Raw genomic sequence first — 24,638 nt, 5'->3', positions numbered from 1 at the left:
TTATTTGAGGAAGGAGTACGCCGATGAACCGATACATGCTGTTCCTGATTGCCCGGCGGATTGGCGCCGGCATCCTGACTTTGCTTATCGTCTCGGCGGTGGTGTTTTTCATCACCAGCCTGCTGCCGGGTGACGCGGCGCAGATGATCCTCGGCCAGAACGCCACACCGGAAACGGTGGCGGCGTTACGGCAGCAGCTGGGTCTCGATCAGCCGTTGCTGATGCGCTACCTCCACTGGCTGACAGGCATGGTTCAGGGCGATTTTGGCACCTCGTTTGCCAGCCATCTGCCTGTCTCACAGCTGGTGGCGCAACGGATTCCCGCCACCTTTGAACTGGCGGGCATCACCACGCTGATCTGCGTGCCGCTGGCGCTGATTATCGGGATTATCGCCGCGATGAATCGCGGATCCCGTCTCGATCGGGCGCTGGTCATTGGCACCATGGCGACGGTTGCCGTGCCGGAGTTTCTGGTGGCGACGGTGGCGGTGCTGATTTTTGCCGTCAAGCTGCACTGGGTGTCAGCGATGTCGTTCGGCAGCCCGGACAGCGACCTGCTGAGTTACCTCAAAGCCTATGCGCTGCCGGTGCTGACGCTCTGCTGTGTACTGGTGGCACAGATGGCGCGTATGACGCGGGCAGCCATTATCAACCAGCTCGACAGTCCTTATCTGGAGATGGCGCTGCTGAAAGGGGTTTCGCCGCTCAGAGCCGTGCTGCGTCACGCACTGCCTAACGCGGTCGGCCCCATCGCCAATGCCATTTCACTCAGCCTCTCCTATCTGTTTGGCGGGGTGATCATCATTGAAACCATTTTCAGCTATCCCGGCCTTGCCAGCCAACTGGTGGATGCGGTCAGTAACCGCGACCTGCCGGTGGTGCAGCTCTGCGTAATGCTGTTCGCCGCCTGCTACCTGGTCCTGCTGCTGGCGGCTGACATTCTGACTATCGCCTTTAACCCGAAATGGAGAAGCGCATGAATATTCTCTCGTTGCCCTGGCGTTTCTTACAGTCGCTCTCCTGGTCGGGACGGCTGGGTCTGATAATGTCGCTGTTCTGGCTGCTGATGGCGGTATTCGGCACCCCGCTGGCCCCGCACAGCATTGATGACATCGGCGGCGGCCCACTGATGGGCGGCCTGACGTCTGATAACCTGCTGGGCACCGACTACCTTGGGCGCGACATGCTGAGCCGTATTCTCTACGGCGCGAAGTTCTCTATCGGTCTGGCGCTGAGTGCGGCGCTGCTGGCCAGCCTGATCGGCACGCTGCTGGCGCTGCTGGCAGCAGTGGCGGGGCGCTGGCTGGAGGAGTTACTGGGCCGCGTCAACGACGCGCTGCTGGTGCTGCCGGGCAAAGTGCTGTCGCTGATGATTGTCGCAGTATTTGGCTCCTCACTGCCGATGCTGATCCTCACGGCGGTGTTCACCTACTGGCCGGGCGCGTTCCGCATCGCGTTTGCTATGGCCAGCTCGCTGCGCAGCATGGACTACGTCCGGGCATCACGGCTGCGGGGCGAAAGCCGCTGGTATATCGCCATTCACGACATCCTGCCCAACATGGTGCACCCGATGCTGACGGATTTCGGTCTGCGCTTTGTGTATATCGTGCTGCTGCTGAGTGGCCTGAGCTTCCTGGGCCTGGGTGTTCAGCCGCCCTACGCCGACTGGGGTACGTTGGTGCGTGAAAATATGCAGGGGCTGTTTGACGGTTCGCCTGCGGTGCTGATGCCTGCACTGGCGATTGCCAGCCTGACCATTGGCGCCAACCTGTTTATAGACAGCCTGCAGGCGATGCGTCCGATGACGCTGGCGAAGGAGGGAGCATGAACGTGACACCACATACCGCCATGCCGGTGATTTCGGTGGATAAACTGCGGGTTACTGCGCAGACCGATCGCGGCGAAGAGATTGACCTGGTTTCCGACATTCACTTCACCGTGCAGAAGGGTGAGGTGCTGGCGCTGATTGGCGAATCCGGCTCGGGGAAAACCACTATCGCGATGGCGCTGATGGGTTACGCCCGCAGCGGCTGCCGCATCGCCGAGGGTAATATTCACGTAGCCGGCACCGACGTTAACAGCCTGACACCGGGCCAGCTGCGCGCGTTTCGCGGCAATAAAGTCGCCTATATCGCCCAGAGTGCGGCGGCGTCGTTTAACCCGGGCATGAAGATCCTCGACCAGGTAATTGAGCCGGTGGTCATCCACGGTACCCTGACCCGCAAAGCGGCGAAAGAGAAGGCGATTGGCCTGTTTCGTGAGCTGGCGCTGCCGAACCCTGAGACTATTGGCGACCGCTTTCCGCACCAGGTGTCCGGCGGACAGCTGCAGCGTCTGATGACGGCGATGGCGCTGATTGGCGATCCTGACGTGGTGATCCTCGATGAACCTACGACCGCGCTGGATGTGACCACGCAGGTGGAAGTGCTGAAGGCGTTTCGCCGCGTGGTGGTGCAGCGCGGCGTCACTGCCATCTATGTCAGTCATGATTTAGCCGTGGTTGCACAGATGGCAGACCGGATTCTGGTGCTGCTGCGCGGCAAAATGGCGGAGTATGGCAGCACCGAAAATCTGATTGGCGCGCCAAAGGCGGAGTACACCCGTTTACTGATGGAGGCAGCGCGGCAGAAAGAGCGGCCCAGCAACTGGTGTCCGGTTGCCGCCGATATTCAGCCGCTGCTGGAGGTACGCGACCTCAGCGCAGGCTATGGCCCGCGCGGTAATGACGGTCATCCGAAAGTGCGCATTCTGGAGGAGATCAACCTCAGGCTGTGGAAGGGTCAGGCGATTGGCATTATCGGTGAGTCAGGTTCGGGCAAAACCACCCTGGCACACGCCATTGCCGGACTTAATGCCCCGAGTCACGGCCATATCCTGTTTAACGGCCACTACATTGCGGGCGATATGCAAAAACGCCCTGACAACGAGCTGCGGCGCATTCAGTATGTATTTCAGATGGCTGATACCGCACTGAATCCGGCCCATAGCGTTGAACGCATATTGTCACGACCACTGACGCTTTTTCACGGCCTGAGCGGTGCGGCCCGGCAGCAGCGACTTTATCAGCTGCTGGATCTGGTGCAGCTGCCGCGCAGCGTGCTGTGGCGACGTCCCTGGGCGCTCTCTGGCGGACAGAAGCAGCGCGTCAATCTGGCGCGAGCCCTGGCGGCAGAACCGGACCTGATTCTGTGTGATGAAGTGACCTCGGCGCTGGACACCGTGGTGGCCGCCGCTGTACTCGACTTAATCAGCGAACTGCGCCGTGAGCTGGGCCTGTCGGTGATCTTTATCAGCCACGATATGCATGCCGTACGTGCGGTGTGCGACGAAATCGTGGTGATGAAGAGCGGTCGCATCGTTACCCAGCTGGCGCGCAACGACTACGACAAGCCGACCAGCGAGTTGTATTTCGAGCGGCTGAAACGCGCGGTGCCGGAGTTGCGTCAGGGCTGGCTGGATGAGCATGAAGAGATTTTAAAAGCAGAGTGAGTTGCCTGAAGCAACTGGCACCCTGATCAATCCGCCTGCACAGCACTGATGCATTGTGCAGGCGGCACGGGTCAACGCACAGTGGCCGTGTTGCCCTGTGCCAGACCGGATACTGACAACAGAGGTCATCTTGTTATGCCTGCACCGATTCGTTATGTACAGGACAGTGCGAATTTCCCCGATTCCGCCGATGTGGTGGTGATTGGCGCCGGTATCGCCGGTGCCGCTGCCACCTGGGAGCTGGCGAAACAGGGACTAAAAGTCGTGCTGATTGAAAAAGGCCTGGTAGGGGCGGAGCAGTCCAGCCGCAACTGGGGCTGGTGTCGCCAGCAGAACCGTGATGAGCGCGAACTGCCGTTGATTATCTATGCGCTGCAACGCTGGGGTGAGCTTAACGAGGAAACCGGCGAAGAGCTGGGTTTCCGCCGTAGCGGACTGGTTTATGCCACGCAGGAGGAGTCAGACATTGCGGCCTGGGATAAGTGGAACCAGATGGCAAAAGGCTATGGCGTAAACAGTTCAATTCTCACGGCTGAGCAAGCCAAAGCGATGACGCCCGGCAGCACCACAAGCTGGCGGGGCGGCCTCTCATCGCCCACTGACGGTCACGCCGAGCCACGTCTGGCCGCGCCGGGACTGGTAGCCGGCGCACAGAAAAAGGGGGCGTTGCTGTTTCAGCAGTGTGCGGTGCGCGGGCTGGATATCGCCGCCGGACGGGTCAGCGGCGTCTGGACTGAACGCGGGCTGATCAAAACCAGCCGGGTAATCTGTGCCGCCGGGGCCTGGACCTCGATGTTCTGCCGTCGTCACGGCATCGACCTGCCGCTCGGCAACGTGATTGGTACGGCCTTCCGCACGCAGCCAATAGAACAGGCGATTGCGATGCCACTCTACACCCCAGGCTTCGCCTGTCGGCCACAGATGGACGGCAGTTACACCGTGTCAGTCTCCGGGCGTGGGCGTCTGGAGCCGGGCGCGCAGGGGCTGCGTTATGCCCGACAGTTCTACCCGACGTTTAAAAGCCGCCGCAAGAATCTCACCCTGAATCTTGGCCTGTCACCCTTCTTCAATGGCCCGGAAGCGATGGGGGGCTGGGCATTCGACCGCGAGTCGCCGTTTGAGCGCATGCGCATTCTTGATCCGGCAGCCGATGCAAACATCGTGGAAGAGGGACTGGCGGCGATGCGTCGTGAATACCCGGCGCTGGCGAACCTGCGGCTGGCGCAGTCCTGGGGCGGCATGATTGACAGCACCCCGGACGCGATTCCGGTGATCTCCACCGTGGCGAAACTGCCGGGGCTGGTGCTCTCGGCGGGCTACAGCGCCCACGGCTTCGGTATCGGACCGGGTGCCGGACGACTGGCGGCCGATCTGGCGACCGAAGCTACGCCAGTTGTTGATCCCACCCCTTATCGCTACAGCCGTCTGGTTGACGGCAGCGGACTTGAAACGCCAGGCATGATGTAAGGAGACCTGCAATGAGCCTGAAAATACGCGCAATGACGCCGGACGATCTCGACGCCTGTTTCACCTTAACGCAGGCACTCAAATGGCCCCACCGACGTGAAGACTGGGCGCTGGCGCTGCAACTGGGCGAGGGCACGGTGATTGAGGAGCAGGGCAAGCTGATTGGCAGCGCCGTGCTCTGGCGCTGGGGCGACAGTGCCGCCACGCTGGGACTGATCATTGTCGATAACCAGCAGCAGGGGCGCGGCCTGGGCAAGCAACTGATGCTGGCGCAACTGGAAAAACTGCCTGACTGTAATGTGCGTCTGCACGCCACTGAAATGGGCAAAGGGCTGTATGAAAAGCTCGGGTTTGTCAGTTGCGGTGAGATTCGCCAGCACCAGACCCGCGCACTGACCACGCTGCCAGAACCCGTGATCCCGGCTGGGCTGCAACTGCGTCCGGCAACACTGGCCGATCACACCACGCTGGTGAGGCTGGATCAGCAGGCGCACGGCATGTACCGCCCGGCACTGTTCGACCATCTCCTGGGAGACACCCAGACGGTGCTGTTGCAGGATGACCATCAGCAGATTCAGGGCTTCGCCAGCCTGCGCCGCTTTGGTCACGGCTGGGCGATTGGCCCAGTGATCGCAGCGGACTTCCCGGTGGCGCAGGCGCTGGTCGCCACGCTGATGCAGTCGCTGCAGGGGGAATTTCTTCGCATCGACACCGATGCCGCGCTGCCGATGGCCGCCTGGCTACAGAGCCTCGGCATCCCTCAGATCGATGCGCCCACCACGATGGTGCGGGGTACGCCCTGGACGCCGCAGGGTATGCAGGCGTTTGGACTGATGACGCAGGCGATGGCCTGATGCATATCGTCTATAAATCGGAGCCGGAACGTGGCCGCATCTGGCAGCGCTGGCTGGCAGCACATGCGCCTGACATTCAGCTGCATATCTGGCCTGAGACCGGCGATCCAGAGCAGGCTGAGGCGCTGGTCGCCTGGCAGCCACCGGCTGACATCACCGCGCTCTTTCCCCGGCTGAAACTGCTGTTCTCGGTGGGTGCCGGGGCCGATCAGTTTGACTTCACTGCGCTGCCGCCTGATTTGCCAGTGATAAGAATGATCGAGCCAGGCCTGACGCAGGGCATGGTGGAATATGTCACCTTCGCGGTGCTCGGGCTGCACCGTGACATGCCGCGCTATTTCCATCAGCAGCGCCAGCAGCAGTGGCTGGCACATGCGGCATTACCGGCCGCGCAGCGCCGGGTGGGTGTGATGGGGCTGGGGGAACTGGGTCGGGCGGCGTTAACGCAACTGGTGGCGCTGGGCTTTGACTGTGCCGGCTGGAGCCGCACACCACGCCAGATTCCCGGCGTCCGCTGCTGGCACGGTGACGATCAGCTCGGGGCGTTTCTGGCGCACAGCGAGATTCTGGTCTGCCTGCTGCCATTGACTGACACCACACAGGGTCTGCTTAACCGCACCCTGTTTAATCAGCTACCACAGGGCGCGGCGCTGGTGCAGGCCGGGCGCGGTCCCCAGCTGAATCAGGACGATCTGCTGCAGGCGCTGGAGAGCGGGCAGCTCCGTGCCGCCGTGATCGATGTGACCGACCCGGAGCCGTTACCGTCGGGCCATCCCTTCTGGCACCATCCCGCCATCTGGCTCACACCCCACATTGCCAGCCAGACGCAGAATGAGAGTGCCATAGCGGCACTGCTGGAAAACCTGCGGCGCTATCAGCGTGGCGAACCGCTGCACGGTGAGATTGACCGTTCGCGAGGATATTAAAATGGAACATCTGGTGGCACTTCGCCGCGACCTGCATGCGCACCCGGAACTGGGCTTTAAGGAGCAGCGCACCAGTGACATCGTGGCCAATTTTTTGCAACAGCTGGGCATTGAGGTGCATCGGGGCATCGGCAAAACCGGCGTGGTCGGAATACTGAAAAAGGGCAGCAGTGAACGCATGATCGCCCTGCGGGCTGATATGGATGCGCTGCCGATGCAGGATCAGAGCGGCACCGACTGGCAAAGCAGGACAGAGCAGGTGAGTCACGCCTGCGGCCACGACGGTCACACCGTGATGCTGCTGGGAGCCGCAGAAAAACTGGCGCGCGACGTCAGCTTTGATGGCTGCGTCTGCTTTATCTTCCAGCCCGCCGAAGAGGGGCTGGCGGGCGCACAGGCGATGATCGACGACGGCCTGTTCAGTCGTTTTCCCTGTGAGGCGGTTTACGCCATTCATAACTGGCCAGAACTGCCGCTTGGCCAGGTGCAGACCCGGCCCGGCGCAATCATGGCGGCGGCTGACCGCTTTGATATTCGGGTGCTGGGCGGAGGCGGTCATGCCGCGCAGCCTCATCTGACACGCGATACTCTGCTGGCAACCAGCGAGCTGGTGGTTCAGCTGAATACCCTGGTGTCACGCGCCCTGGATCCGTGCGAAACGGCGCTGCTCACCGTTACCCGGATGCAGGGCGGCTTTTCGCACAACATGATCCCGGCGGAGGCGAGCATCACCGGCACGGTACGCACCTTCAGCCCGGCAGCGCAGGCGACGATTGAAGCGCGCCTGCGTCAGATGGCGGAGCACATCACTGCCGCCCACGGCCTGCACGCAGAGGTCAGCTATGTGCGCTACTACCCGGCCACCCTGAACAGCGCTGCTGAAGCACAGTTTTGCCTTGAAGCACTGACACAGGCAACCATCCCGGCTGAGGCCGCGCCGCAGCCCGCGCTCACCTCGGAAGATTTTGCTTTTATGTTGCAGGCGCGCCCCGGTGCCTATCTGTGGCTGGGATCGGCACCCTGCAAGCCATTGCACCATGCCGCTTACGACTTCAACGATGCATTGATCCCGCATGGCGTTAATGTCTTTGTCACCCTGATTCGTCAGGCACTGGCAGAGAAATTTCCCTGCTGAATGCAGCGGGATTTTGACAGGAAATGCCGCTGCCTGGGGAATTACGGCAGCGTGAGGCACCAGCGGGTTGCGATACTTGAGCCAACCGAACGTTACGTGGATGAGGGTTTAAAATGCAGAATGTCATGGCAGAGCAGCAAGCATACTCCGATAACAGCCTGTTACTGGATGCACGCGAGCAGAACGTGCCGCGCGGTATCGTTACCGCCCATCCGCTGGTGATCGAACGCGCCAGAGGCAGTGAAGTATGGGACGTGGAGGGCAATCGCTATCTCGACTTCGTCGGCGGCATCGGCGTGCTGAATGTCGGCCATAATCACCCTGCGGTGGTCAATGCGGTAACCCGCCAGCTCGGTCTGGTGTCTCACGCCTGTTTTCAGGTGGTGGCCTATCCGGGTTACATTGAGCTGGCGCAGCGGCTGAACAAACTGGTGGGCGGCGATGAGGCGTACAAAAGCGTCTTCTTCACCAGCGGCGCTGAAGCGGTAGAAAATGCGGTGAAGATCGCCCGCTCACATACTCAGCGTTCCGGCATCATCGCTTTTGATGGTGCCTTTCATGGACGCACACTGTTGGGTGTCACCCTGACCGGCATGTCCGCGCCTTACAAACAGAATTTTGGCCCGTTCCCTGGCGATATTTACCGTCTGCCCTTCCCGAATCCGCTGCACGGTATCACCGAAGCGGACTGTCTGAAGGCGATGGACCAGCTGTTCGCGGTACAGATCCTGCCGGAGCGCGTCGCGGCGATTATCATTGAGCCGGTTCAGGGCGACGGTGGCTTCCTGCCCGCTGGTCCCGCCTTTATGCAGGCGCTGCGTCGCATTACCAGCCAGCACGGTATTCTGCTGATTTGTGATGAAATCCAGTCCGGCTTCGGGCGTACCGGCACGATGTTCGCCTTCCAGCAGCTGGGTATCAAACCCGATCTGGTCACGCTGGCGAAAAGCCTGGGTGGCGGTCTGCCGATTTCCGGCGTAGTGGGGCGTGCAGAGATCATGGATGCGCCGACGCCTGGCGGGTTAGGCGGCACCTACGGCGGCAATGCGCTGGGCTGTGCGGCGGCGCTGGCGGTGCTGGATCTGTTTGAGCAGGAAAATCTGTTGCAGCGCTCCTGTCAGCTCGGCGAACAGCTGAATGCCCGTCTGCGACAGCTGGCGGATAAATATGCCTGCATCGGTGATGTGCGCGGCGTGGGCTTTATGCAGGCGGTGGAAATTCTCGATTTCGAAACCGGTCGTCCCGATGCGGCGCTGACTCAGAAGATCCTCGATAGCGCCTGCCAGGAAGGATTGTTGCTGATCAAATGCGGCCTGCATCGCAACACTATCCGTTTCCTGGCACCGCTGGTCACCACCGACTCACAGCTGGAAGAGGCGCTGCATATCTTCGATATTGCGCTGGCTCGCGCCACTGGCCGGTTGGGTTGAACCAGTATTCCTCATTGATTTTGCTAGAGTAATTTGAAAACCTCCCGCTGGTATAACCACTGCGAAGCGCTGGCGCGTTTACGGTAAAGCGTGATATACCTTCGGGAGGTTCTGCACATTTAATTAATAGCCTGGCCATCAGGCTATTTAATTTGTCAGTCTGAACCTGGGCAATGCGCATAATCCTCCCGTACGCCATGTACGCGCCGGTAGTTGCGCGCTGTCCGTCTCCAGACTGCCTGCAACAATGACGCCTGGCGGGATAGGCTCTGACAATGAGGGGGTGCTATGAACGGCTTAATGAAACTCGACCGCATCGACATCAACATCCTGGTGCAACTCCAGAAAGATGGCCGTATCAGCAATGTTAACCTCGCCGACGCCGTAGGCCTTTCGCCCAGTCCCTGTCTGCAACGGGTCAAGCGTCTGGAACAGGCCGGTTTTATCACCGGTTATGAAGCGCACATTAATCTCACCCGCATTACCGATTCGGTGACGGTCTTTACCGAAGTCACCCTGTCAGGCCATCGCCGCGAAGACTTTATGAAATTTGAAAGTGCGATGCGCGACGTCGATGAGCTGATGGAGTGCCATCTGATCACCGGCGGCTATGACTATTTGCTGCGCTTTATTACCCGCAGCATCGAACATTACCAGGAAGTGATTGAAAAGATGCTCGATGCCCAGATCGGCATCGACAAGTACTTCAGCTATATCGTAATCAAATCCCCGATCATGAAAAGCAGCGTGCCGTTGCGATCGCTGATCGGCAAGCACAATTCAGTGGAGTTCGGCGTGTAACGGGCGGCCTGGCGTCGCTCTCGCCACCTTCATCGGTGGAGAGAGGGCCGTCAACTGCCTTGTTTCTGCTTACTCTTTCGCGATTCACCCCAGCCGCACTTATGTTCGCCCATCCGCTTTATTTCTCCCGTTAATCTGCAAGATGTCCCCTCAGCATAAAATTTCTTCATGACGCAAAATTCAGTCGCAACAGCCGGTTCTGTAGCGCGCTACAGCCTCAACCGTTGGGCGAACCCTTTTACACTGTTTTCAACCGATACAAGGAGTTGTCATGGACTCATTGCAAATTGCTGACCAGCAGTGGCAGCGCGAGGCGTTCACTGTCTCCACCAGCCGCCAGCGGCTCGACCTGGCGTGGATCCACATCCAGCTGGCGGAGAAGTCGTACTGGGCCAAAGGCCAGCCGCTGGCCAAAACCGTGCGGGCGATTGCCGGTTCGCTGCCGTTTGGCCTCTATCACCAGCAGAGACAGATTGGTTTTGCCCGCCTCATCACCGACTACACCCGCTTTGGCTGGCTGTGCGACGTAATGATTGATGAAAACTGGCGCGGTCACGGGCTGGGCAGCTGGCTGGCGACCTGCGTCCGTGAACACCCGGAGCTGCAAACGGTGCATCGCTGGATGCTCTCAACCCAGGATGCCCATCAGGTCTATCAGCGGCTCGGCTGGCGTGTGGTGCAGCATCCCGAGGCACTGATGGAATTTCCCCCTTCCTGACACTGGAGTTACCCCGATATGCGATACCGCGTTGGCGTGGATATTGGCGGATCCTTTACCGATTTCGCCGTGCTCGATCAGCAAACGAACCAGATTCACACCCTGAAAGTCCTGTCACGACCGGATCAGCCAGGCAGCGAAATCGTTACCGGGCTGGCGCAGTTTCAGCAGCATCAGGGTATTGACCCCGCTGAGATTGGCTACTTCACCCACGGCACCACGGTAGGCATTAACGCGGTGATCCAGCGGCGCGGCGTGCGGCTGGCACTGTTCGCCACGGAGGGCTTCTGCGATGTCCTGGAGCTGGCCCGGCTTAAAATCCCGCATATCCACGATCTTTTCTCCCGGCGTCCTGCTCCGCTGATTACCCGCGATCGGGTGTTTGCCATCCGCGAACGCAGCGACGCGCACGGCAACGTGCTGCAACCGGTGGATCGCCAGAGCGTGCTCGACGCGATAGACCAGGCGCGAGCGGCAGGCTGTCAGGGCATTGTGGTGTCACTGCTGCACAGCTATCGCAACCGGCACAATGAAGCGGCGGTGAAGGCGATTATCGACGAGGTGGCTCCTGAACTGCTGACCTCCTGTTCCGCCGACATCTGGCCGATCATCCGTGAATATGAACGCACCATTACCGCCACCATTAATGCCTACGTGCAGCCGATGGTGATCCACTATCTGGAGTCCTTTGAGCAGGCGCTGCACCGGCTCGGCGTCAGGCCGCCGCCCCGCATCACCAAATCCAACGGCGGAGTGATGGGCGTCGATCAGGCGAAACGCGAATGCGTGCAGATGGTACTGTCCGGCACCGCATCCGGGGTGATTGGTGCCAGCTATCTTGCCAGCGCCTGCGGTTTTGACAAAATCCTCAGCCTGGATATCGGTGGCACCAGCGCCGACGTGGCGGTGATCATCGACGGCAAAGTGGCGCAGGGCAATGGCGAAATCATCGGGGATTTCCCGATCTTTATTCCTTCTGTCGCCGTCACCTCGGTGGGTCAGGGCGGTGGCTCGCTGGCGTGGATCGATGGTCAGGGCGTGCTGCAGATGGGGCCGGACAGTGCCGGATCGCTGCCTGGCCCGGTCTGCTTCCAGCGCGGCGGCACACAGCCCACCGCCACCGATGCCTTTGCCGCCTGCGGCATGATGGGCCATGGCGCGTTAGGTTATAACGCCGTCACTGTTGATGTAGACGCCGCCTGTGCGGCCTGGCAGCCGCTGGCCGATGCGCTTGGCGTCACGGTGCAGGAAACGGCGGAAACCGCCATCCAGCTGGCGATCTCCAGCATGTACAGCGATACCAGCGGCCTGCTGTCGCGCTTTGGTCTCGATCCGCGTGAATTCTGGTTCCTGGCCTTTGGCGGTGCCGGGCCGATGATGGGCTGTTTTCTGGCCCGCGAACTGAACATGAAGGGCGTGATCGTGCCGCCGACGCCGGGCGTGCTGTCCGCGCTGGGCGGGTTGGTGGCGGACATTCGCAACGACTTTATCCGCACGCTCTACGGCGATCTGACGCCCGCACTGGCCGACACCTTAGCCAGTGAAGCCGACGCCTTACAGCAGCGCGCCTGTGGCTGGCTGGCACAGGAGCACGGCAGCGATATGCCTTACAGCCTGCAGTTCAGCGCGGATATGCGCTATCGCGGTCAGTCGTTTGAGATCGATGTGCCGCTGGAGGCGAACTGGCTGGCGCAGGCGGATTTCACTGCGCTGCATGACGCATTTGACCGGCAGCACCAGCAGCTGTTTGGTCACTGTGACCCGCAGGCTCCCGTGCAGTTGATCAACCTGCGGCTGGTGATTGCCTCACCGACGCCGAAACCGGTGATTAACCCACTGGCTCCGGCCACAGAACCGGTGCCGGTACTGAAAAAGACCAGGGCGTGGATCGACGGCGGCTGGCATCAGGTTGATTTGGTGCTGCGTTCGGCGCTGCGCGCCGGACATCAGCTCAGTGGCCCGGTCATTATCGCCCAGGATGACTGCACCACCTGCGTGCCGCCCGGCATGGGCGTCACGGTCGATTCTTTCGGTAATCTGCTGATCACGGCGAACGAGGCATAACATGGCGATTGATGGACGTAACTTACAGATCCTGGCGAACTACTGCGCCGCCGCTGCCGATGCGATGGCCTTTACCCTGATGCGCACGGCGCACTCCACCTTTGTGAAAGAGACGGAAGATTTCTCCTGTCAGATTGTCAGCCGCAGCGGCCTGGCGTTTGCCTCGCCGCGCAGCTTTGGCGCGCCCTGGTACAGCGGCATCGACTATGCGCCGGTGCTGGCGCTGATTGAAGAGTACGCTGACGGCGACATCTGCATTACCAACGACGCTTACGCCGGCAACGTGGCGACCCACTCGCCCGATATCCACATCTGGAAACCGGTGTTCCACCAGGGTGAAATTGTCTGCTTCGTGGTGGGCCACATTCATAACACCGACGTCGGCGGCGCGGTGCCCGCCTCGCTGTCACGCTCGCTGACCGATATCGTGCAGGAGGGGATTCGCATCCCGCCGCTGAAGATCATGCGACAGGGGCAACTCAATGAGGAGGTCGCCAGCATCATGCGGCTTAATGTGCGGGTGCCGGATCAGAACTGGGGCGATTTCAAAGCCCAGCTGGCGTCGGTGAACGTCGGCGAGCGTAAAATCCACGACATTATTGCCCGCTTTGGCATCGCCGATTTTTTGCAGGGCATTGAGGGCATTCTCGATTACGCCGAAGCGCAGGCGCGCAGCATTATCAAAACCATTCCCGACGGGGAATACTTCTATGCCGACTACGCCGATGAAGATGGCGAGGGCGGTTATCCCTGCCGTATCGCCATTACTCTGCGGGTGCAGGGCGATCAGCTGGAGCTGGACTACACCGGCAGCGACCCGCAGCTGGCCTCGTCGCTGAACATGCCGACTGGCGGACGTGAGCGGCATCCGCTGGCGCTGGTGGGCGTCACCTATGTGCTCTCTACGCTCGATCGCTCGCTGCTGCTTAACGCCGGTACGCTGCGACCCACTCGGGCAATCCTGCCGCCTGGCACGGTCATGAACTGTGAAGCGCCCGCAGCGGTGGGGATGCGCTCCCTGACCTGTGCACTGTCGCAGATTGCCACTGTCGGCGTCTTCTCGCTGGCGATGCCGGAGCGTTTGCCCGCGAATTCACCGGGCGGCAACTCAATCATGAACATCCGCACCCAGACGCAGAACCGCAGCGTGGTCGCCTCGTTGGGTCCGGTGGGCGGTGGCGCGGGCGGCACGCCACGTCACGATGGGCCTGACGGCTCCGGCGGGCTTTCAGCCTTTCTGAAAAATACCCCGATTGAGATCAACGAAGCGGAAGTGCCGATCCGCTTTCATCGTTACGGACTGGCCCAGGACAGCGCCGGAGCCGGTCGCTATCGCGGCGGCTTAGCCACCGAAATGGCGTTTGAGATTTTCTCGCCCAATACCACTATTACCGCGCGCAATCGTAACCGGTCGGTGTTTGCCTCGGCGGGTGTCGTCGGCGGCCAGAGTGGGGCGCTCTCTTACTTCCGTACCCGGCGCGACGGTGAGGCCATCAATCACGGTAACACTGATGTGATCCACTGCCTGCCGGGTGACGTGGTCGAAGTGCGCGGACCCGGCGCGGGCGGTTATGGCCTGCCGACACAGCGCGATGCCGATGCGGTGATGCAGGATGTGCGCTGCGGTTATCTCAGTGTCGCGGCAGCCAGGACGCAGTATGGCGTGGTGGTGACAGATAACTGCGTGGATCAGGCGGCAACAGAGCGCCTGCGCGCCTCGATGCCGCAGCAGGCTGCGCACCATTTTGAGCACGGCGAAGCACGGAGTCGCTTCGAAACGCTCTGGACGCCGCAGCGTTATCAGTTACTGACCGCCTTTCTGGCAAGCGCGCCGGTGAGCTGGCGTCACTTCCTGAAAACGCAGGTATTCCGGGCGGTGGCAGAGATAGGCGAAACGGCGGATATGGCACAAATATTCAGTGATTTGCGTCAGCGATACCCTGCAATGGCGAACAATTAACGGCGATTGCCCATCGTCTACTACGCTTTAAGTCTGCATGGACTACAAGGGGAAACGCGACGATGAGCATGAAAACCAGTGATTTTTTTGTCCAGCGCCTGAAAGAGTGGGGCGTCACACGCATCTACGGCTATCCGGGAGACGGGATTAACGGGGTGCTGGGCGCCATTCAGCGTGCTAACGCCAAAGGCGACGGCATCGAATTTATTCAGGTGCGCCATGAAGAGATGGCGGCCTTTATGGCGGCCGGGCACGCGAAGTTCACCGGCGAGCTGGGCGTCTGCCTCTCGACCGGCGGCCCGGGCGCAACCCATCTGCTGACCGGACTCTATGATGCCAAAATGGATCATGCCCCGGTGCTGGCGATTGCCGGACAGGCGGAAGCGACCGCGCGGGGTGCCAGTTACCAGCAGGAGATGAACCTGGATCGCATCTTCTCGGACGTCGCCAACTTCGTTCAGGAAGCCTCAACCACGACCCAGGTTCGCCATCTGCTCGACCGGGGCGTGCGCATCGCCAAAGCGCAAAACGGCGTGGCGGTGATCATTATCCCAAAAGATATTCAGGATGAGGAGTGGCAGCCGCCACAGCATCTGCACGGTTTTACCCATTCCGGCAGCGGCTATCAGCGTCCTAAAGTGATCCCTTATGAAGCCGATCTGCAACGCGCCGCTGAGGTGCTTAACGCCGGTAAAAAAGTGGCAATTCTGATTGGCGCAGGCGCACGCAACGCCGCCGTCGAGGTGGTACAGGTTGCGAATGTGCTGGGTGCGGGCGTGGCAAAAGCGCTGCTGGGCAAAGATGTGCTGCCGGACGATGCGCCATTTGTAACCGGCTCGATTGGTCTGCTCGGCACTAAACCCTCATCCGATTTAATGCAGAACTGCGATACCCTGCTGATGATCGGCAGCGGCTTCCCGTGGACGGAATTCCTGCCGGAAGAGGGCAAGGCGCGTGCGGTGCAGATCGACATCGATCCCGCCATGCTCGGCCTGCGCTATCCCAGCGAAGTGAACCTGCATGGCGATGCGGCTGAAACCCTGCGCGCTTTGCTGCCGCTGCTGGAGCACAAAGAGGATCGCAGCTGGCAGGAAGATATCGCGCTTCAGGTGCGCGACTGGTGGACGCTGATGGAAGAGCGCGCCATGGCACCGGCTAATCCGGTCAACCCGCAGCGGGTAGTGTGGGAGATGTCGCCACAACTGCCGGATAACGCCATTGTCACCTCGGACTCCGGTTCCTGTGCCAACTGGTTCGCCCGCGACTATCGGGTTAAGCAGGGACAACGCGCCTCGCTCTCCGGCGGCCTGGCCTGTATGGGCGCGGCGGTGCCTTATGCGATTGCCGCAAAATTTGCCCATCCCGACAAACCGGTGGTGGCGCTGGTGGGTGACGGTGCGATGCAGATGAACAATATGGCAGAGCTGATCACCATCCAGAAATACTGGCAGCAGTGGGCCGATCCGCGGCTGATCGTCTGCGTATTCAACAACCAGGATCTCAATCAGGTTACCTGGGAGCAGCGGGTCATGGAGGGAAATCCCCGCTTTGACGCCTCGCAGCAACTGCCGGACGTGAAGTATGCGGAGTTTGCGCAGTCGCTGGGGATGGTCGGTATTTTTGTCGATAATCCTGACGATCTGGCGGCGGCCTGGCAGCGCGCGCTCGGCGCCGATCGCCCGGTATTGCTGGAGGTGAAAACCGATCCGGAAGTTGCCCCGTTACCGCCGCACATCACCTTTAAACAGGCGAAAGCTTTTATGGCGTCGATGGTGAAAGGCGATCGCGGCGCGGCACAGATCATCAGCGACACCGCCAGCCAGCTGTTCAATAAAAAGCATTAAGGGCTAAATGGGGCAGCCGCGCCTCGCTAACCTTAAATCCCGGATGCACTCGCGTCCGGGTCTCCAGTCACTTCATCATCAACGGGAGTCTTACCATGACTGCTCACTCCAGCCCTGTCTGGTTAATATCGGGATGTTCGACCGGATTTGGTCGTGAACTGGCGCAGCAGACCATCGCGCGTGGTTTTAAGGTCGTCGTGACGGCACGTGATACCTCTTCCATTGCCGATCTGGTTGAGGGACACGACAACGCGCTGGCAGTAACGCTGGATGTCACCCACCAGGCGAGCATCGACCAGGCCGTCAAAGCGGCGCTGGACACGTTCGGCACCATTGATGTGCTGGTAAACAACGCCGGTTACGGCTATCAGAGCTCGGTGGAAGAGGGTGTGGAAAGCGAAATCCGCGCGCAGTTTGATGCCAATGTTTTTGGCCTGTTTGCCCTGACCCGCGCCGTGCTGCCCACTATGAGAAAGGCGCGCAGCGGCCACGTCATCAACATTACCTCGGTGGCAGGCTTAATTGGTTTTGCCAGCTCAGGCTACTACTCTGCCAGCAAACATGCGGTGGAAGGCTGGTCAGATTCACTGGCGCTGGAAGCGGGACCACTGGGCATTCGCGTTACCTGCGTTGAGCCAGGTCCGTTCCGCACCGACTGGGCCGGACGCTCCCTGCATCAGACGCCGAGCACGCTGCCGGACTATGCAGAGACCGCCGCCGCACGCATGAAAGCCACCGCCGAATACAGCGGCACTCAGAAGGGCGATCCGGCGCGGGCCGCCACGGCAATGATTGCTATCACTGAGCATGACAACCCGCCACGCCATCTGGTGATGGGCGCCTGGGGCCATGATGCCGTGACCAGTAAGCTTAAAGAGCGGCTGGCTGAGATCGAAGCGTGGAAACAGACGTCGGTGGAGACAGATTTTCCGGAGTAGAGGTTAATACTGTACGGGTGGCAGAAAGCCGCCCGCGTATGAGCCAGAAGCTGATAAAAATACGAAAGGCCCGTTTATCGGGCCTTTAAGCGTTAAGCGCTGATCTTAGCTTTCTGCATTTCGCGCGCATTGAGCTCTTTCAGCTTACGGCGCAACAGGGCAGATGAGGAGCGTTTTTTCCTCTGAGCTAACTGGGCTTTAATGGCGGGCAGATCGGGTCTGGCCAGCCATTCCGCTATCAATAGTGCCCTTAACTCTTTATACCTGATTTCGACCGGAGCCAAAGGGGTTATTTCATCGTGTTTATTGTAAAACGACATAGCAAGCTCTCCCTGTAGTCACTACTTTATAAGCCCGGAAACAGTCCGGGATTAAAGGTTGCGGCGCTTTCTTTGGCAACCCTGTCCGGCGATTGTAGCGTAGTTCATTTTTTAACCCAAGCAAAGCATCGTAGATCTCCTCAAGGGGTGTCGGGCGATTGCGGTCAACGATCTCTCCTGATGCAGCCTGGAAAACAAAACCGCCTGTAAAGAAGCTTTCATGGTGTGCCATTAACGCCAGGAGTACGCTTTTGAAAACGACAGCACTGCCTAATCCTGCAAAGCTGATATGGCGGAAATCGCCCAGGCACTCCAGACCATCGAACACGTCAAAACAGACTTCAGCCAGCCCGTTAACCGGAAAGGCGATACCGGGTGGCATCCGGTATCCGATGCGGTTAAAGGTTTGTTCATCTATCCGGTCGCCAACGATGACGGTGTAAGTCTCATTACCGACAACAAACACGTAGCTGTGATAAACCTGACGATCATAAATGAATCTTTTTCGCCTGATTTCGTAGTTTTCGAGATAAATATCTTCTTCAATGCGCACTTATCATCCCTGCAGGCTGCATGTGAATCTTTAAGCCGTGATTTTTCAGTGCCTGCTCAGACCGGTCAAATATCCATGATAAAAATGCGGTTATTCATTCCAGCATATCTGTTGCTGTTGCTGATAACTGACATCGTTTTGTAAACCAACCCGCAAACCATTCAGCTATTACGCCCCCTTATCGCGCAGGCCTGCGCCATCATCGTGCTTGAAAAATAAACAGCCGCCTCCGCCTGGCATCATAAGAATTCGATCTTGTATCCCAGCCCGTATTCCATCTGGCATCCTCGTCTCAGACCGGATGATTCACCGCTAACTGGCACGCTTCATGCACTAGCCGAGAGGTAAACTTTTGGCGAGGTAACCCATGTTTGACTCCTTATTAGACGAAGATGCCACCACGATGGCCGCGCTGATTCGCAGCGGGGACGTGTCGGCGTGCGAGCTGACCGGGGCGGCGCTGGCACGGATGGAACAGCGGGAACCGGCGATACAGGCTTTTTGTACCCCGACGCCTGAACTGGCGATGGCACAGGCCAGCGCCGTGGATGCCCGACGGGCACGCGGTGAAACACTGGGCGCGCTGGCGGGCGTACCGCTGGCGGTGAAGGACTTAATCTGCACCGCAAACGTCAGAACCACCTCCGGTTCGGCGGCGTACAAAGATTTCGTGCCGGATGATGACGACATCACGGTGGAGCGGTTGCTGGCCGCCGACGCCATTCTGCTTGGCAAAACCACCGCACCGGAGTTTGGCTACAGCGGGGTCGGGCACAATCCACTGTTTCCGTCGCCCCGGAATCCCTGGGATTTGAGCATGACGCCAGGGGGGTCCAGCGCCGGTTCAGGTGCGGCGGTGGCGGCGCGGCTCTGCCCGATTGCACTGGGCAGTGACGGCGGCGGGTCGGTACGCATTCCGGCGGCGCACTGCGGTATTTTCGGCTTCAAGGCGTCGATGGGCCGGGTGCCGCTCTGGCCCGGCTGTCGTGATGAACGCTACCCCGGCGTGTCGAGTTGGGAGTCACTGGAGCACATCGGCCCGATGACGCGCAGCGTGCGCGATGCCGCGCTGATGATGTCGCTGATGGCCGGACCGGATATGCGCGATCGCCACTCGATTCCCTGCAATGATGTGGACTGGCTTGGCGCGCCACACCATCTGCCCGGTAAATTACGTATCGCCTTCAGCGCGGATTTTGGCTATGTGGCCGTTGACCCGGAAGTGCGGGCTGTGGTCAGCGCGGCGGTGCAGCGTTTTGCCGCTGAAATCGGTGCTGAACTGGAACTGACCGATCCGGGCTTCACTGATCCATCGGCGGCTTTTGGCGCGCTGGTGGCGATGGAGAGCGATCTTACCGGCATGCGCCAGATGATGGCGGAGCAGGGCAGCGAGATGTCGCCGCATCTGGTCGCCATGCTGCAGCGCGACTGGCGGGCGGAAAACTTCACCGATGCCATCACCACCCGCAAAGCAGTCAGCAACTGCCTGTGGCGCTTTATGCAGCGCTTTGACCTGCTGATTACCCCGACGCTGGCGGTGCCGCCGTTTCCGCTGGGGATGCAGGGACCGGAGATCATTGATGACCGCATGGTCCGCAGTGATCACTGGCTCTCGTTCTGCTACCCCTTCAACTTCACCGGTCAGCCTGCCGCGTCCGTACCCGCCGGCTTTACCGCCAGCGGCTTGCCCGTTGGTCTGCAGATTGTCGGACGTCATCTTGATGATGCCTTAGTGCTGGCTGCCAGTGCCGCTTTCGAGCGCATTCAGCCGTGGAATCACCTTCAACCCGGAATCGCCCAATGAAAACGTCGACTACGCCTGCGCTGGAGCAGGAGTTTGAACATGAGCCAGTACCGCTGTCGCACCGTCATTCTACCCGCTCCGTCTCGGCCGTCTGGTTTGGATTTCCGATGATCCTCACCAATGCGCTGTTTGGCGGCATCATCACCTGGCATCTGGGGTTCTGGCCTGCGCTGATCGCCATTCTGCTGGGAAACCTGGTACTGTTCGCCTATGTCGGCGCACTGAGCTGGTACGCCGGTAACAGCGGAATGAATTTCGCCCTGCAGGCCAGACGGACCTTTGGCAGCAAAGGCTACATCCTGGTCTCGGGTTTTCTCTCGACGGTGGTGATCGGCTGGTATGCCTTCCAGACGGGCCTCACCGGCACGGTGATTAATCAGACCTTTGGCTGGAACGCGCTGGCGGTGACGGCCTTTGCCATGATCCTCTACACCGGCATCACATTCCTGGGCGTGCGGGCGTTGTCGGTGCTGGGGATGATCGCCGCGCCGCTGTTTGTGGTGCTGGGAATGGTGGCGCTGTGGCTGATTAGCAAACAACACGACTTCTCCGTGGTGACGCAGTGGAAGGGCAGCGCCAGTGCAGCGGGGGCGATGAGTATGGGCACCGCCGTCACCATGGTGGTGGCTGGATTTGCCGACTCCGGCACCATGACCGCTGACTTTACCCGCTGGTCGAAGAATGGCCGTTCGGCGGTGATCGCCGCGTTCTCTGCCTTCCCGGTTGCCAACGTCATCTCCTACCTGTTCGGTGTGGTGATTGTGGCCGTGGGTGCCGCGGTCGATCCGCTGACCAATGGCGGTAACTTCCTGCCGATGCTGATGGGGCACAGCGCCTTTCTGTCAGTGGTGGCCTGCCTGTTTGTCTTTATCAATCTTGGATCGGTCTGCACGCACTGCCTCTACAACGGGGCGGTAGGCTTCAGTCATCTGTTCAGCAGCAAAATGCGGCTCTGGACGCTGATCCTGGGGGCCATCGGCGGCGTGCTGGCGCTGGCGGGCGTCTGGTCTTACTTCCTGGAGTGGCTCAGCCTGCTGGGTATTGTGGTGCCGCCGTTTGGCGCCGTGATGATCGTGGATTTAATTTTTATGGCGCGCATCAGTGAGCAGCGTCCGGCGCAGCGTTTTCGTGGCACCGCGTTTGCCGCCTGGGCGATTGGCAGCTTGTGTGCGGTGATCGCCCACGTGGCTTTCCCCGAGTTCGGTGAAGCGGTTATTGGTCTGGTGACCGCCGCCATCAGCTACAGCCTGATCAGCAGAATGCGCATGCCGCGCCCGATAATGGAGAACAGCAATGTCCGACTATAGCGTTAATTCAACCCCCTACGCCTGGCCGTTTGACGGCACTTTTACGCCAGCTGACAGCGCACTGATCGTGATTGATATGCAGACTGATTTCTGTGGCGTGGGCGGCTATGTCGACAGCATGGGCTATGACGTGAGTCTGACCCGCGCGCCTATCGCCCCATTACAGTGCGTACTGGCGGCGATGCGCGCCCGCCGGTTTCCGATTATCCATACCCGCGAAGGACACCGGCCTGACCTCAGCGACTTGCCCGCCAACAAACGCTGGCGCTCGCGACGGATGAACGCCGGCATCGGGGATGAGGGACCGTGCGGCCGTATTCTGGTACGCGGTGAACCGGGCTGGGAGATAATCCCCGAGCTGGCACCGTTGCCGGGTGAAGTAGTGATAGATAAGCCGGGTAAGGGATCGTTTTATGCCACCGATCTGGAGCTGATATTGCGCAGCCGCGGCATCCGTAATCTGATCCTCACCGGCATTACCACCGACGTCTGCGTCCACACCACGCTGCGGGAAGCCAACGATCGCGGCTTTGAGTGCCTGGTCTTGTCCGATTGCTGTGCTGCGACCGAGCAGCGTCATCATGAGGCGGCGCTGAGCATGATCCATATGCAGGGCGGCATCTTTGGCGCGGTCGCCCATTCTGCCGCGCTGCTGGATAGCCTGGGGCTTTAAATTTCCGCGACGACGAGTGAAGGGCGACGTTGATCTTCTGATCTCAGATGCATCACGCGGCCGGAAAACCTGAGCACAACGTTGCGCTCAGGCTTTCCACATCAGTGATCACTCTTGCAGCGCGTTGTTTGGCGCAATAGTTTTCATCAGTGCCGCAAGCTGATCGGCGGGCACCGCCTGACTGAACAGATAGCCCTGCAACTGATTACAGCCGGCATCTGCCAGTGCAGACATCTGTCCTGGCGTCTCGACGCCTTCTGCCGTCACCATCAGACCCATGGCGTGACCCAGTTTCACCACCGATTCAACAATTGCCACTGAATTTTCCGCCACGCCCAGTGACTGGGTGAATGAGCGATCAATTTTGATTTTATCCACCGGAAAGTTGCTGAGATAGTTAAGGCTTGAATAACCGGTGCCAAAGTCATCCAGTGCAATGCGGAAGCCCGCGTCACGCAGCGCCACAATAATGGCGCGTGCTTCACGTTCATCTTCGATTAACACCCCTTCGGTGATCTCCAGTTCCAGACGCTTCGGATCGCCGCCGTTCTGACTGACAATCGCCATCACCCGCTCAACAAAACCTGTAGAGCGGAACTGTACCGGCGAGATGTTGACCGCCACCAGCAACTCGGGAAAACGCTGCTGAGTGACGCAGGCTTCAGCCAGCACCCATTCACCCAGCGGAATAATCAGGCCGGTCTCTTCGGCAATCGCGATAAACTCCACGGGCGCAATCAGGCCGCGCGTCGGATGGTGCCAGCGCAACAGCGCCTCGATGCCCACCATCTGCTGACCGCCAATATCCATCAGCGGCTGATACCACACCTCCAGCCCCTGACGGGTATGCAGCGCCGTACGCAGATCGGCAGCGATGGTCTGCCGGGTCCGCACCGACTCATCCATCGCCCGTTCAAACTGACGGTACGTGCCGCGCCCGCCGCTTTTGGCCTCATACAGCGCAATATCCGCTTTGCGCATGAGCTCCAGCCGATCAACCCCATCTTTGGGTGCCAGTGCCAGTCCGATGCTGGCGCCACTCCAGACATCGCTGCCAAACAGCGTAAAAGGCTCACTCAGTTCATCGATAATGCGCTGCGCCAGGCTCTGCACCTGGCCGATATTATCGACGTCCGGCATTACCACGATAAATTCATCGCCGCCGATGCGTCCAACTGTATCGCTGGCCCGCACGATATGGCTCAGGCGCTGTGCCACCGCGATAATCAGCTCGTCGCCGGCGTGATGGCCGTGGGTATCGTTGATGGTTTTAAAGCGGTCGAGGTCGATGAGCAGCAGCGCCACACGCTGATCGTGGCGCGTCGCCAGGGCCAGCGCCTGGGTTAAGCGGTCTTCGACCAGTGCGCGGTTCGGCAGGCCGGTCAGCACATCATGAAACGCCAGATGCTGTGCCTGAGCCTCTGACGCGCCGAGTCTGAGCATGGATTGCGAGAGGTTCACCGACGAGTTCCAGAGTCGCCGCACCATATAAAGGCAGAGCAGGGATATCGCCAGTACCGCCAGCCCGGTGGATGGCCCGATGGTACGCAGCATCTGCGCACCGGGACGGGAGGGGATCCAGTTCAGATAGCCAACCGCCTCGCCCGCCTGAGCGATCAACAGATAGCGCGCGCCGGTCCCCGGCTGTGGCGTGCCGTCGGAGAAGTGCAGCCCCTGCAGCTGATTGCGTTCCGCCAGGCCCGCCAGATAGCCGTCATCGAGAAATTTCAGGCTCACCAGCCGGAAACGCGGCAGGGCATTGCTCTCCCGCTGGATGTTACCTACAGCCAGCGCGGCGGCACGATTTGTTATTCGGGCATAATCGGCGTTATCCTGGCGCGCCGGATCGTTGATCAGCGGGCTTTGCAGCACCTCACCAATCAGCGGGTCATTTTCAGGGGCGGAGACCGGCTGGCCTTCGCGCCAGACTCTGACGATCTGATTTTGCTGGTCCAGCACCAGAATCAGCTGATGGCCGAACATCTCATACAGCCACAGCCCAATATTCTCATCCAGCCACCTGCCGCTGTTGCCCTCCACCAGATGCTGCTCAAAGGGTCCCCAGCGCGACAGGCTATGCAGCTGGCGCAGATGCTCATTCAGACTCTGTGAAAAAGAGGCTTCAATCATTCTTTGCTGCTGATGCCGGGCCTCGGCATTGGTGAGTGAGGTGCCGACAAATAGCGCAGCCCCTGCACCCACAAACGTCAGCAGTAAAATAGCCACCAGCGGCACCAGGACTTCACGCAGGAAACTGCGACGAAAATCAGAGGAAAGTTTAAGAGTGTTAATCATATTGTTGTTTTTCTCAGCAGCAGGGGAACACCTTAAAAATTAGCAGATTGCATAAAAACG

Annotated in this window: 20 protein-coding genes; 17 read left to right on the top strand and 3 right to left on the bottom strand. The window is 60.0% G+C overall.

Annotation, left to right across the window (positions count from 1 at the left end; genetic code table 11):
- The first annotated feature begins 23 nt into the window (after window positions 1-23).
- From AC0T7J_RS04395 to AC0T7J_RS04330, 14 genes are all read left to right on the top strand, one after another.
- Window positions 24-980 carry an ABC transporter permease gene (locus AC0T7J_RS04395; RefSeq protein ID WP_473792404.1) on the top strand — a complete coding sequence of 319 codons (957 nt, stop codon included), beginning with the start codon at window positions 24-26 and terminating at the stop codon, window positions 978-980.
- Entirely contained in the window at window positions 977-1,828 is an 852-nt protein-coding gene (locus AC0T7J_RS04390) for an ABC transporter permease (protein ID WP_031591097.1), read from the top strand. Before AC0T7J_RS04395 ends, AC0T7J_RS04390 begins: the two co-directional genes overlap by 4 nt.
- On the top strand, window positions 1,825-3,489 hold the full coding sequence (locus tag AC0T7J_RS04385) for an ABC transporter ATP-binding protein (protein WP_473792402.1): 1,665 nt from the start codon (window positions 1,825-1,827) through the stop codon (window positions 3,487-3,489). The genes AC0T7J_RS04390 and AC0T7J_RS04385 overlap by 4 nt, the downstream gene beginning before the upstream one ends.
- 135 nt (window positions 3,490-3,624) lie before the next feature.
- Window positions 3,625-4,956, top strand: coding sequence for an NAD(P)/FAD-dependent oxidoreductase (locus AC0T7J_RS04380; protein WP_473792400.1), 1,332 nt, complete (start codon window positions 3,625-3,627; stop codon window positions 4,954-4,956).
- Window positions 4,957-4,967: 11 nt separating this feature from the next.
- On the top strand, window positions 4,968-5,810 hold the full coding sequence (locus AC0T7J_RS04375) for a GNAT family N-acetyltransferase (protein ID WP_473792398.1): 843 nt from the start codon (window positions 4,968-4,970) through the stop codon (window positions 5,808-5,810).
- Window positions 5,810-6,736, top strand: coding sequence for a 2-hydroxyacid dehydrogenase (locus AC0T7J_RS04370; protein ID WP_473792396.1), 927 nt, complete (start codon window positions 5,810-5,812; stop codon window positions 6,734-6,736). Before AC0T7J_RS04375 ends, AC0T7J_RS04370 begins: the two co-directional genes overlap by 1 nt.
- A 1-nt stretch (window position 6,737) precedes the next feature.
- Window positions 6,738-7,871 (top strand): M20 aminoacylase family protein, encoded by a 1,134-nt coding sequence (locus tag AC0T7J_RS04365; RefSeq protein ID WP_473792394.1) that lies wholly within the window; start codon window positions 6,738-6,740, stop codon window positions 7,869-7,871.
- Between the two features lie 113 nt (window positions 7,872-7,984).
- Window positions 7,985-9,301 (top strand): 4-aminobutyrate--2-oxoglutarate transaminase, encoded by a 1,317-nt coding sequence (gene gabT, locus AC0T7J_RS04360; protein ID WP_473792392.1) that lies wholly within the window; start codon window positions 7,985-7,987, stop codon window positions 9,299-9,301.
- 288 nt (window positions 9,302-9,589) lie between these two features.
- Window positions 9,590-10,102, top strand: a complete 513-nt coding sequence (locus AC0T7J_RS04355; protein WP_010247853.1) for an Lrp/AsnC family transcriptional regulator — start codon at window positions 9,590-9,592, stop codon at window positions 10,100-10,102.
- Between the two features lie 271 nt (window positions 10,103-10,373).
- Entirely contained in the window at window positions 10,374-10,820 is a 447-nt protein-coding gene (locus tag AC0T7J_RS04350) for a GNAT family N-acetyltransferase (protein WP_033772121.1), read from the top strand.
- An 18-nt stretch (window positions 10,821-10,838) separates the two neighbouring features.
- The gene (locus tag AC0T7J_RS04345) at window positions 10,839-12,884 is read left to right on the top strand and encodes a hydantoinase/oxoprolinase family protein (RefSeq protein WP_473792390.1); all 2,046 of its coding nucleotides are present in this window, start codon (window positions 10,839-10,841) and stop codon (window positions 12,882-12,884) included.
- 1 nt (window position 12,885) lies between these two features.
- Window positions 12,886-14,844: a hydantoinase B/oxoprolinase family protein gene (locus AC0T7J_RS04340; RefSeq protein ID WP_473792388.1), complete on the top strand. Its 1,959-nt coding sequence runs from the start codon at window positions 12,886-12,888 to the stop codon at window positions 14,842-14,844.
- Window positions 14,845-14,906: 62 nt separating this feature from the next.
- Window positions 14,907-16,688, top strand: a complete 1,782-nt coding sequence (locus AC0T7J_RS04335) for a thiamine pyrophosphate-requiring protein (protein ID WP_473792386.1) — start codon at window positions 14,907-14,909, stop codon at window positions 16,686-16,688.
- A gap of 95 nt (window positions 16,689-16,783) precedes the next feature.
- Window positions 16,784-17,626 carry an oxidoreductase gene (locus tag AC0T7J_RS04330; RefSeq protein ID WP_473792384.1) on the top strand — a complete coding sequence of 281 codons (843 nt, stop codon included), beginning with the start codon at window positions 16,784-16,786 and terminating at the stop codon, window positions 17,624-17,626.
- Window positions 17,627-17,718: 92 nt separating this feature from the next.
- Here AC0T7J_RS04330 and AC0T7J_RS04325 read toward each other — a convergent pair whose 3' ends face one another.
- Together AC0T7J_RS04325 and AC0T7J_RS04320 are read right to left on the bottom strand one after the other, a co-directional pair.
- Window positions 17,719-17,946 (bottom strand): hypothetical protein, encoded by a 228-nt coding sequence (locus tag AC0T7J_RS04325; RefSeq protein WP_473792382.1) that lies wholly within the window; start codon window positions 17,944-17,946, stop codon window positions 17,719-17,721.
- Window positions 17,930-18,499 carry a hypothetical protein gene (locus AC0T7J_RS04320; RefSeq protein ID WP_473792380.1) on the bottom strand — a complete coding sequence of 190 codons (570 nt, stop codon included), beginning with the start codon at window positions 18,497-18,499 and terminating at the stop codon, window positions 17,930-17,932. The genes AC0T7J_RS04325 and AC0T7J_RS04320 overlap by 17 nt, the downstream gene beginning before the upstream one ends.
- 367 nt (window positions 18,500-18,866) lie before the next feature.
- On the opposite strand from AC0T7J_RS04320, the gene AC0T7J_RS04315 reads away from it, so the two are divergent.
- The 3 genes from AC0T7J_RS04315 to biuH are packed head-to-tail and all read left to right on the top strand — an operon-like array spanning window position 18,867 to window position 22,283.
- Window positions 18,867-20,303, top strand: coding sequence for an amidase (locus AC0T7J_RS04315; RefSeq protein WP_473792378.1), 1,437 nt, complete (start codon window positions 18,867-18,869; stop codon window positions 20,301-20,303).
- Window positions 20,300-21,610, top strand: a complete 1,311-nt coding sequence (locus tag AC0T7J_RS04310; RefSeq protein ID WP_473792376.1) for a purine-cytosine permease family protein — start codon at window positions 20,300-20,302, stop codon at window positions 21,608-21,610. The genes AC0T7J_RS04315 and AC0T7J_RS04310 overlap by 4 nt, the downstream gene beginning before the upstream one ends.
- On the top strand, window positions 21,597-22,283 hold the full coding sequence (biuH, locus tag AC0T7J_RS04305; RefSeq protein ID WP_473792374.1) for a biuret amidohydrolase: 687 nt from the start codon (window positions 21,597-21,599) through the stop codon (window positions 22,281-22,283). Before AC0T7J_RS04310 ends, biuH begins: the two co-directional genes overlap by 14 nt.
- A 108-nt stretch (window positions 22,284-22,391) precedes the next feature.
- On the opposite strand, the gene AC0T7J_RS04300 is transcribed toward biuH, so the two are convergent.
- Entirely contained in the window at window positions 22,392-24,578 is a 2,187-nt protein-coding gene (locus AC0T7J_RS04300) for a putative bifunctional diguanylate cyclase/phosphodiesterase (RefSeq protein ID WP_473792372.1), read from the bottom strand.
- Window positions 24,579-24,638 lie beyond the last annotated feature (60 nt).

This window comes from Pantoea sp. E956-1 (genome assembly GCF_982223955.1).
This window is presented reverse-complemented; position numbering and strand designations above follow the sequence as displayed.

Excerpts from the sequence above, each read along its gene's own strand:
- AC0T7J_RS04365 (WP_473792394.1), top strand. The coding sequence starts at position 6,738 with ATGGAACATCTGGTGGCACTTCGCCGCGACCTGCATGCGCACCCGGAA.
- gabT (WP_473792392.1), top strand. The coding sequence starts at position 7,985 with ATGCAGAATGTCATGGCAGAGCAGCAAGCATACTCCGATAACAGCCTG.
- AC0T7J_RS04325 (WP_473792382.1), bottom strand. The coding sequence starts at position 17,946 with ATGTCGTTTTACAATAAACACGATGAAATAACCCCTTTGGCTCCGGTC.
- AC0T7J_RS04300 (WP_473792372.1), bottom strand. The coding sequence starts at position 24,578 with ATGATTAACACTCTTAAACTTTCCTCTGATTTTCGTCGCAGTTTCCTG.
- AC0T7J_RS04335 (WP_473792386.1), top strand. The coding sequence starts at position 14,907 with ATGAGCATGAAAACCAGTGATTTTTTTGTCCAGCGCCTGAAAGAGTGG.
- AC0T7J_RS04355 (WP_010247853.1), top strand. The coding sequence starts at position 9,590 with ATGAACGGCTTAATGAAACTCGACCGCATCGACATCAACATCCTGGTG.
- AC0T7J_RS04350 (WP_033772121.1), top strand. The coding sequence starts at position 10,374 with ATGGACTCATTGCAAATTGCTGACCAGCAGTGGCAGCGCGAGGCGTTC.
- AC0T7J_RS04310 (WP_473792376.1), top strand. The coding sequence starts at position 20,300 with ATGAAAACGTCGACTACGCCTGCGCTGGAGCAGGAGTTTGAACATGAG.
- AC0T7J_RS04315 (WP_473792378.1), top strand. The coding sequence starts at position 18,867 with ATGTTTGACTCCTTATTAGACGAAGATGCCACCACGATGGCCGCGCTG.
- AC0T7J_RS04385 (WP_473792402.1), top strand. The coding sequence starts at position 1,825 with ATGAACGTGACACCACATACCGCCATGCCGGTGATTTCGGTGGATAAA.
- biuH (WP_473792374.1), top strand. The coding sequence starts at position 21,597 with ATGTCCGACTATAGCGTTAATTCAACCCCCTACGCCTGGCCGTTTGAC.
- AC0T7J_RS04395 (WP_473792404.1), top strand. The coding sequence starts at position 24 with ATGAACCGATACATGCTGTTCCTGATTGCCCGGCGGATTGGCGCCGGC.
- AC0T7J_RS04375 (WP_473792398.1), top strand. The coding sequence starts at position 4,968 with ATGAGCCTGAAAATACGCGCAATGACGCCGGACGATCTCGACGCCTGT.
- AC0T7J_RS04340 (WP_473792388.1), top strand. The coding sequence starts at position 12,886 with ATGGCGATTGATGGACGTAACTTACAGATCCTGGCGAACTACTGCGCC.
- AC0T7J_RS04345 (WP_473792390.1), top strand. The coding sequence starts at position 10,839 with ATGCGATACCGCGTTGGCGTGGATATTGGCGGATCCTTTACCGATTTC.
- AC0T7J_RS04390 (WP_031591097.1), top strand. The coding sequence starts at position 977 with ATGAATATTCTCTCGTTGCCCTGGCGTTTCTTACAGTCGCTCTCCTGG.
- AC0T7J_RS04380 (WP_473792400.1), top strand. The coding sequence starts at position 3,625 with ATGCCTGCACCGATTCGTTATGTACAGGACAGTGCGAATTTCCCCGAT.
- AC0T7J_RS04370 (WP_473792396.1), top strand. The coding sequence starts at position 5,810 with ATGCATATCGTCTATAAATCGGAGCCGGAACGTGGCCGCATCTGGCAG.
- AC0T7J_RS04330 (WP_473792384.1), top strand. The coding sequence starts at position 16,784 with ATGACTGCTCACTCCAGCCCTGTCTGGTTAATATCGGGATGTTCGACC.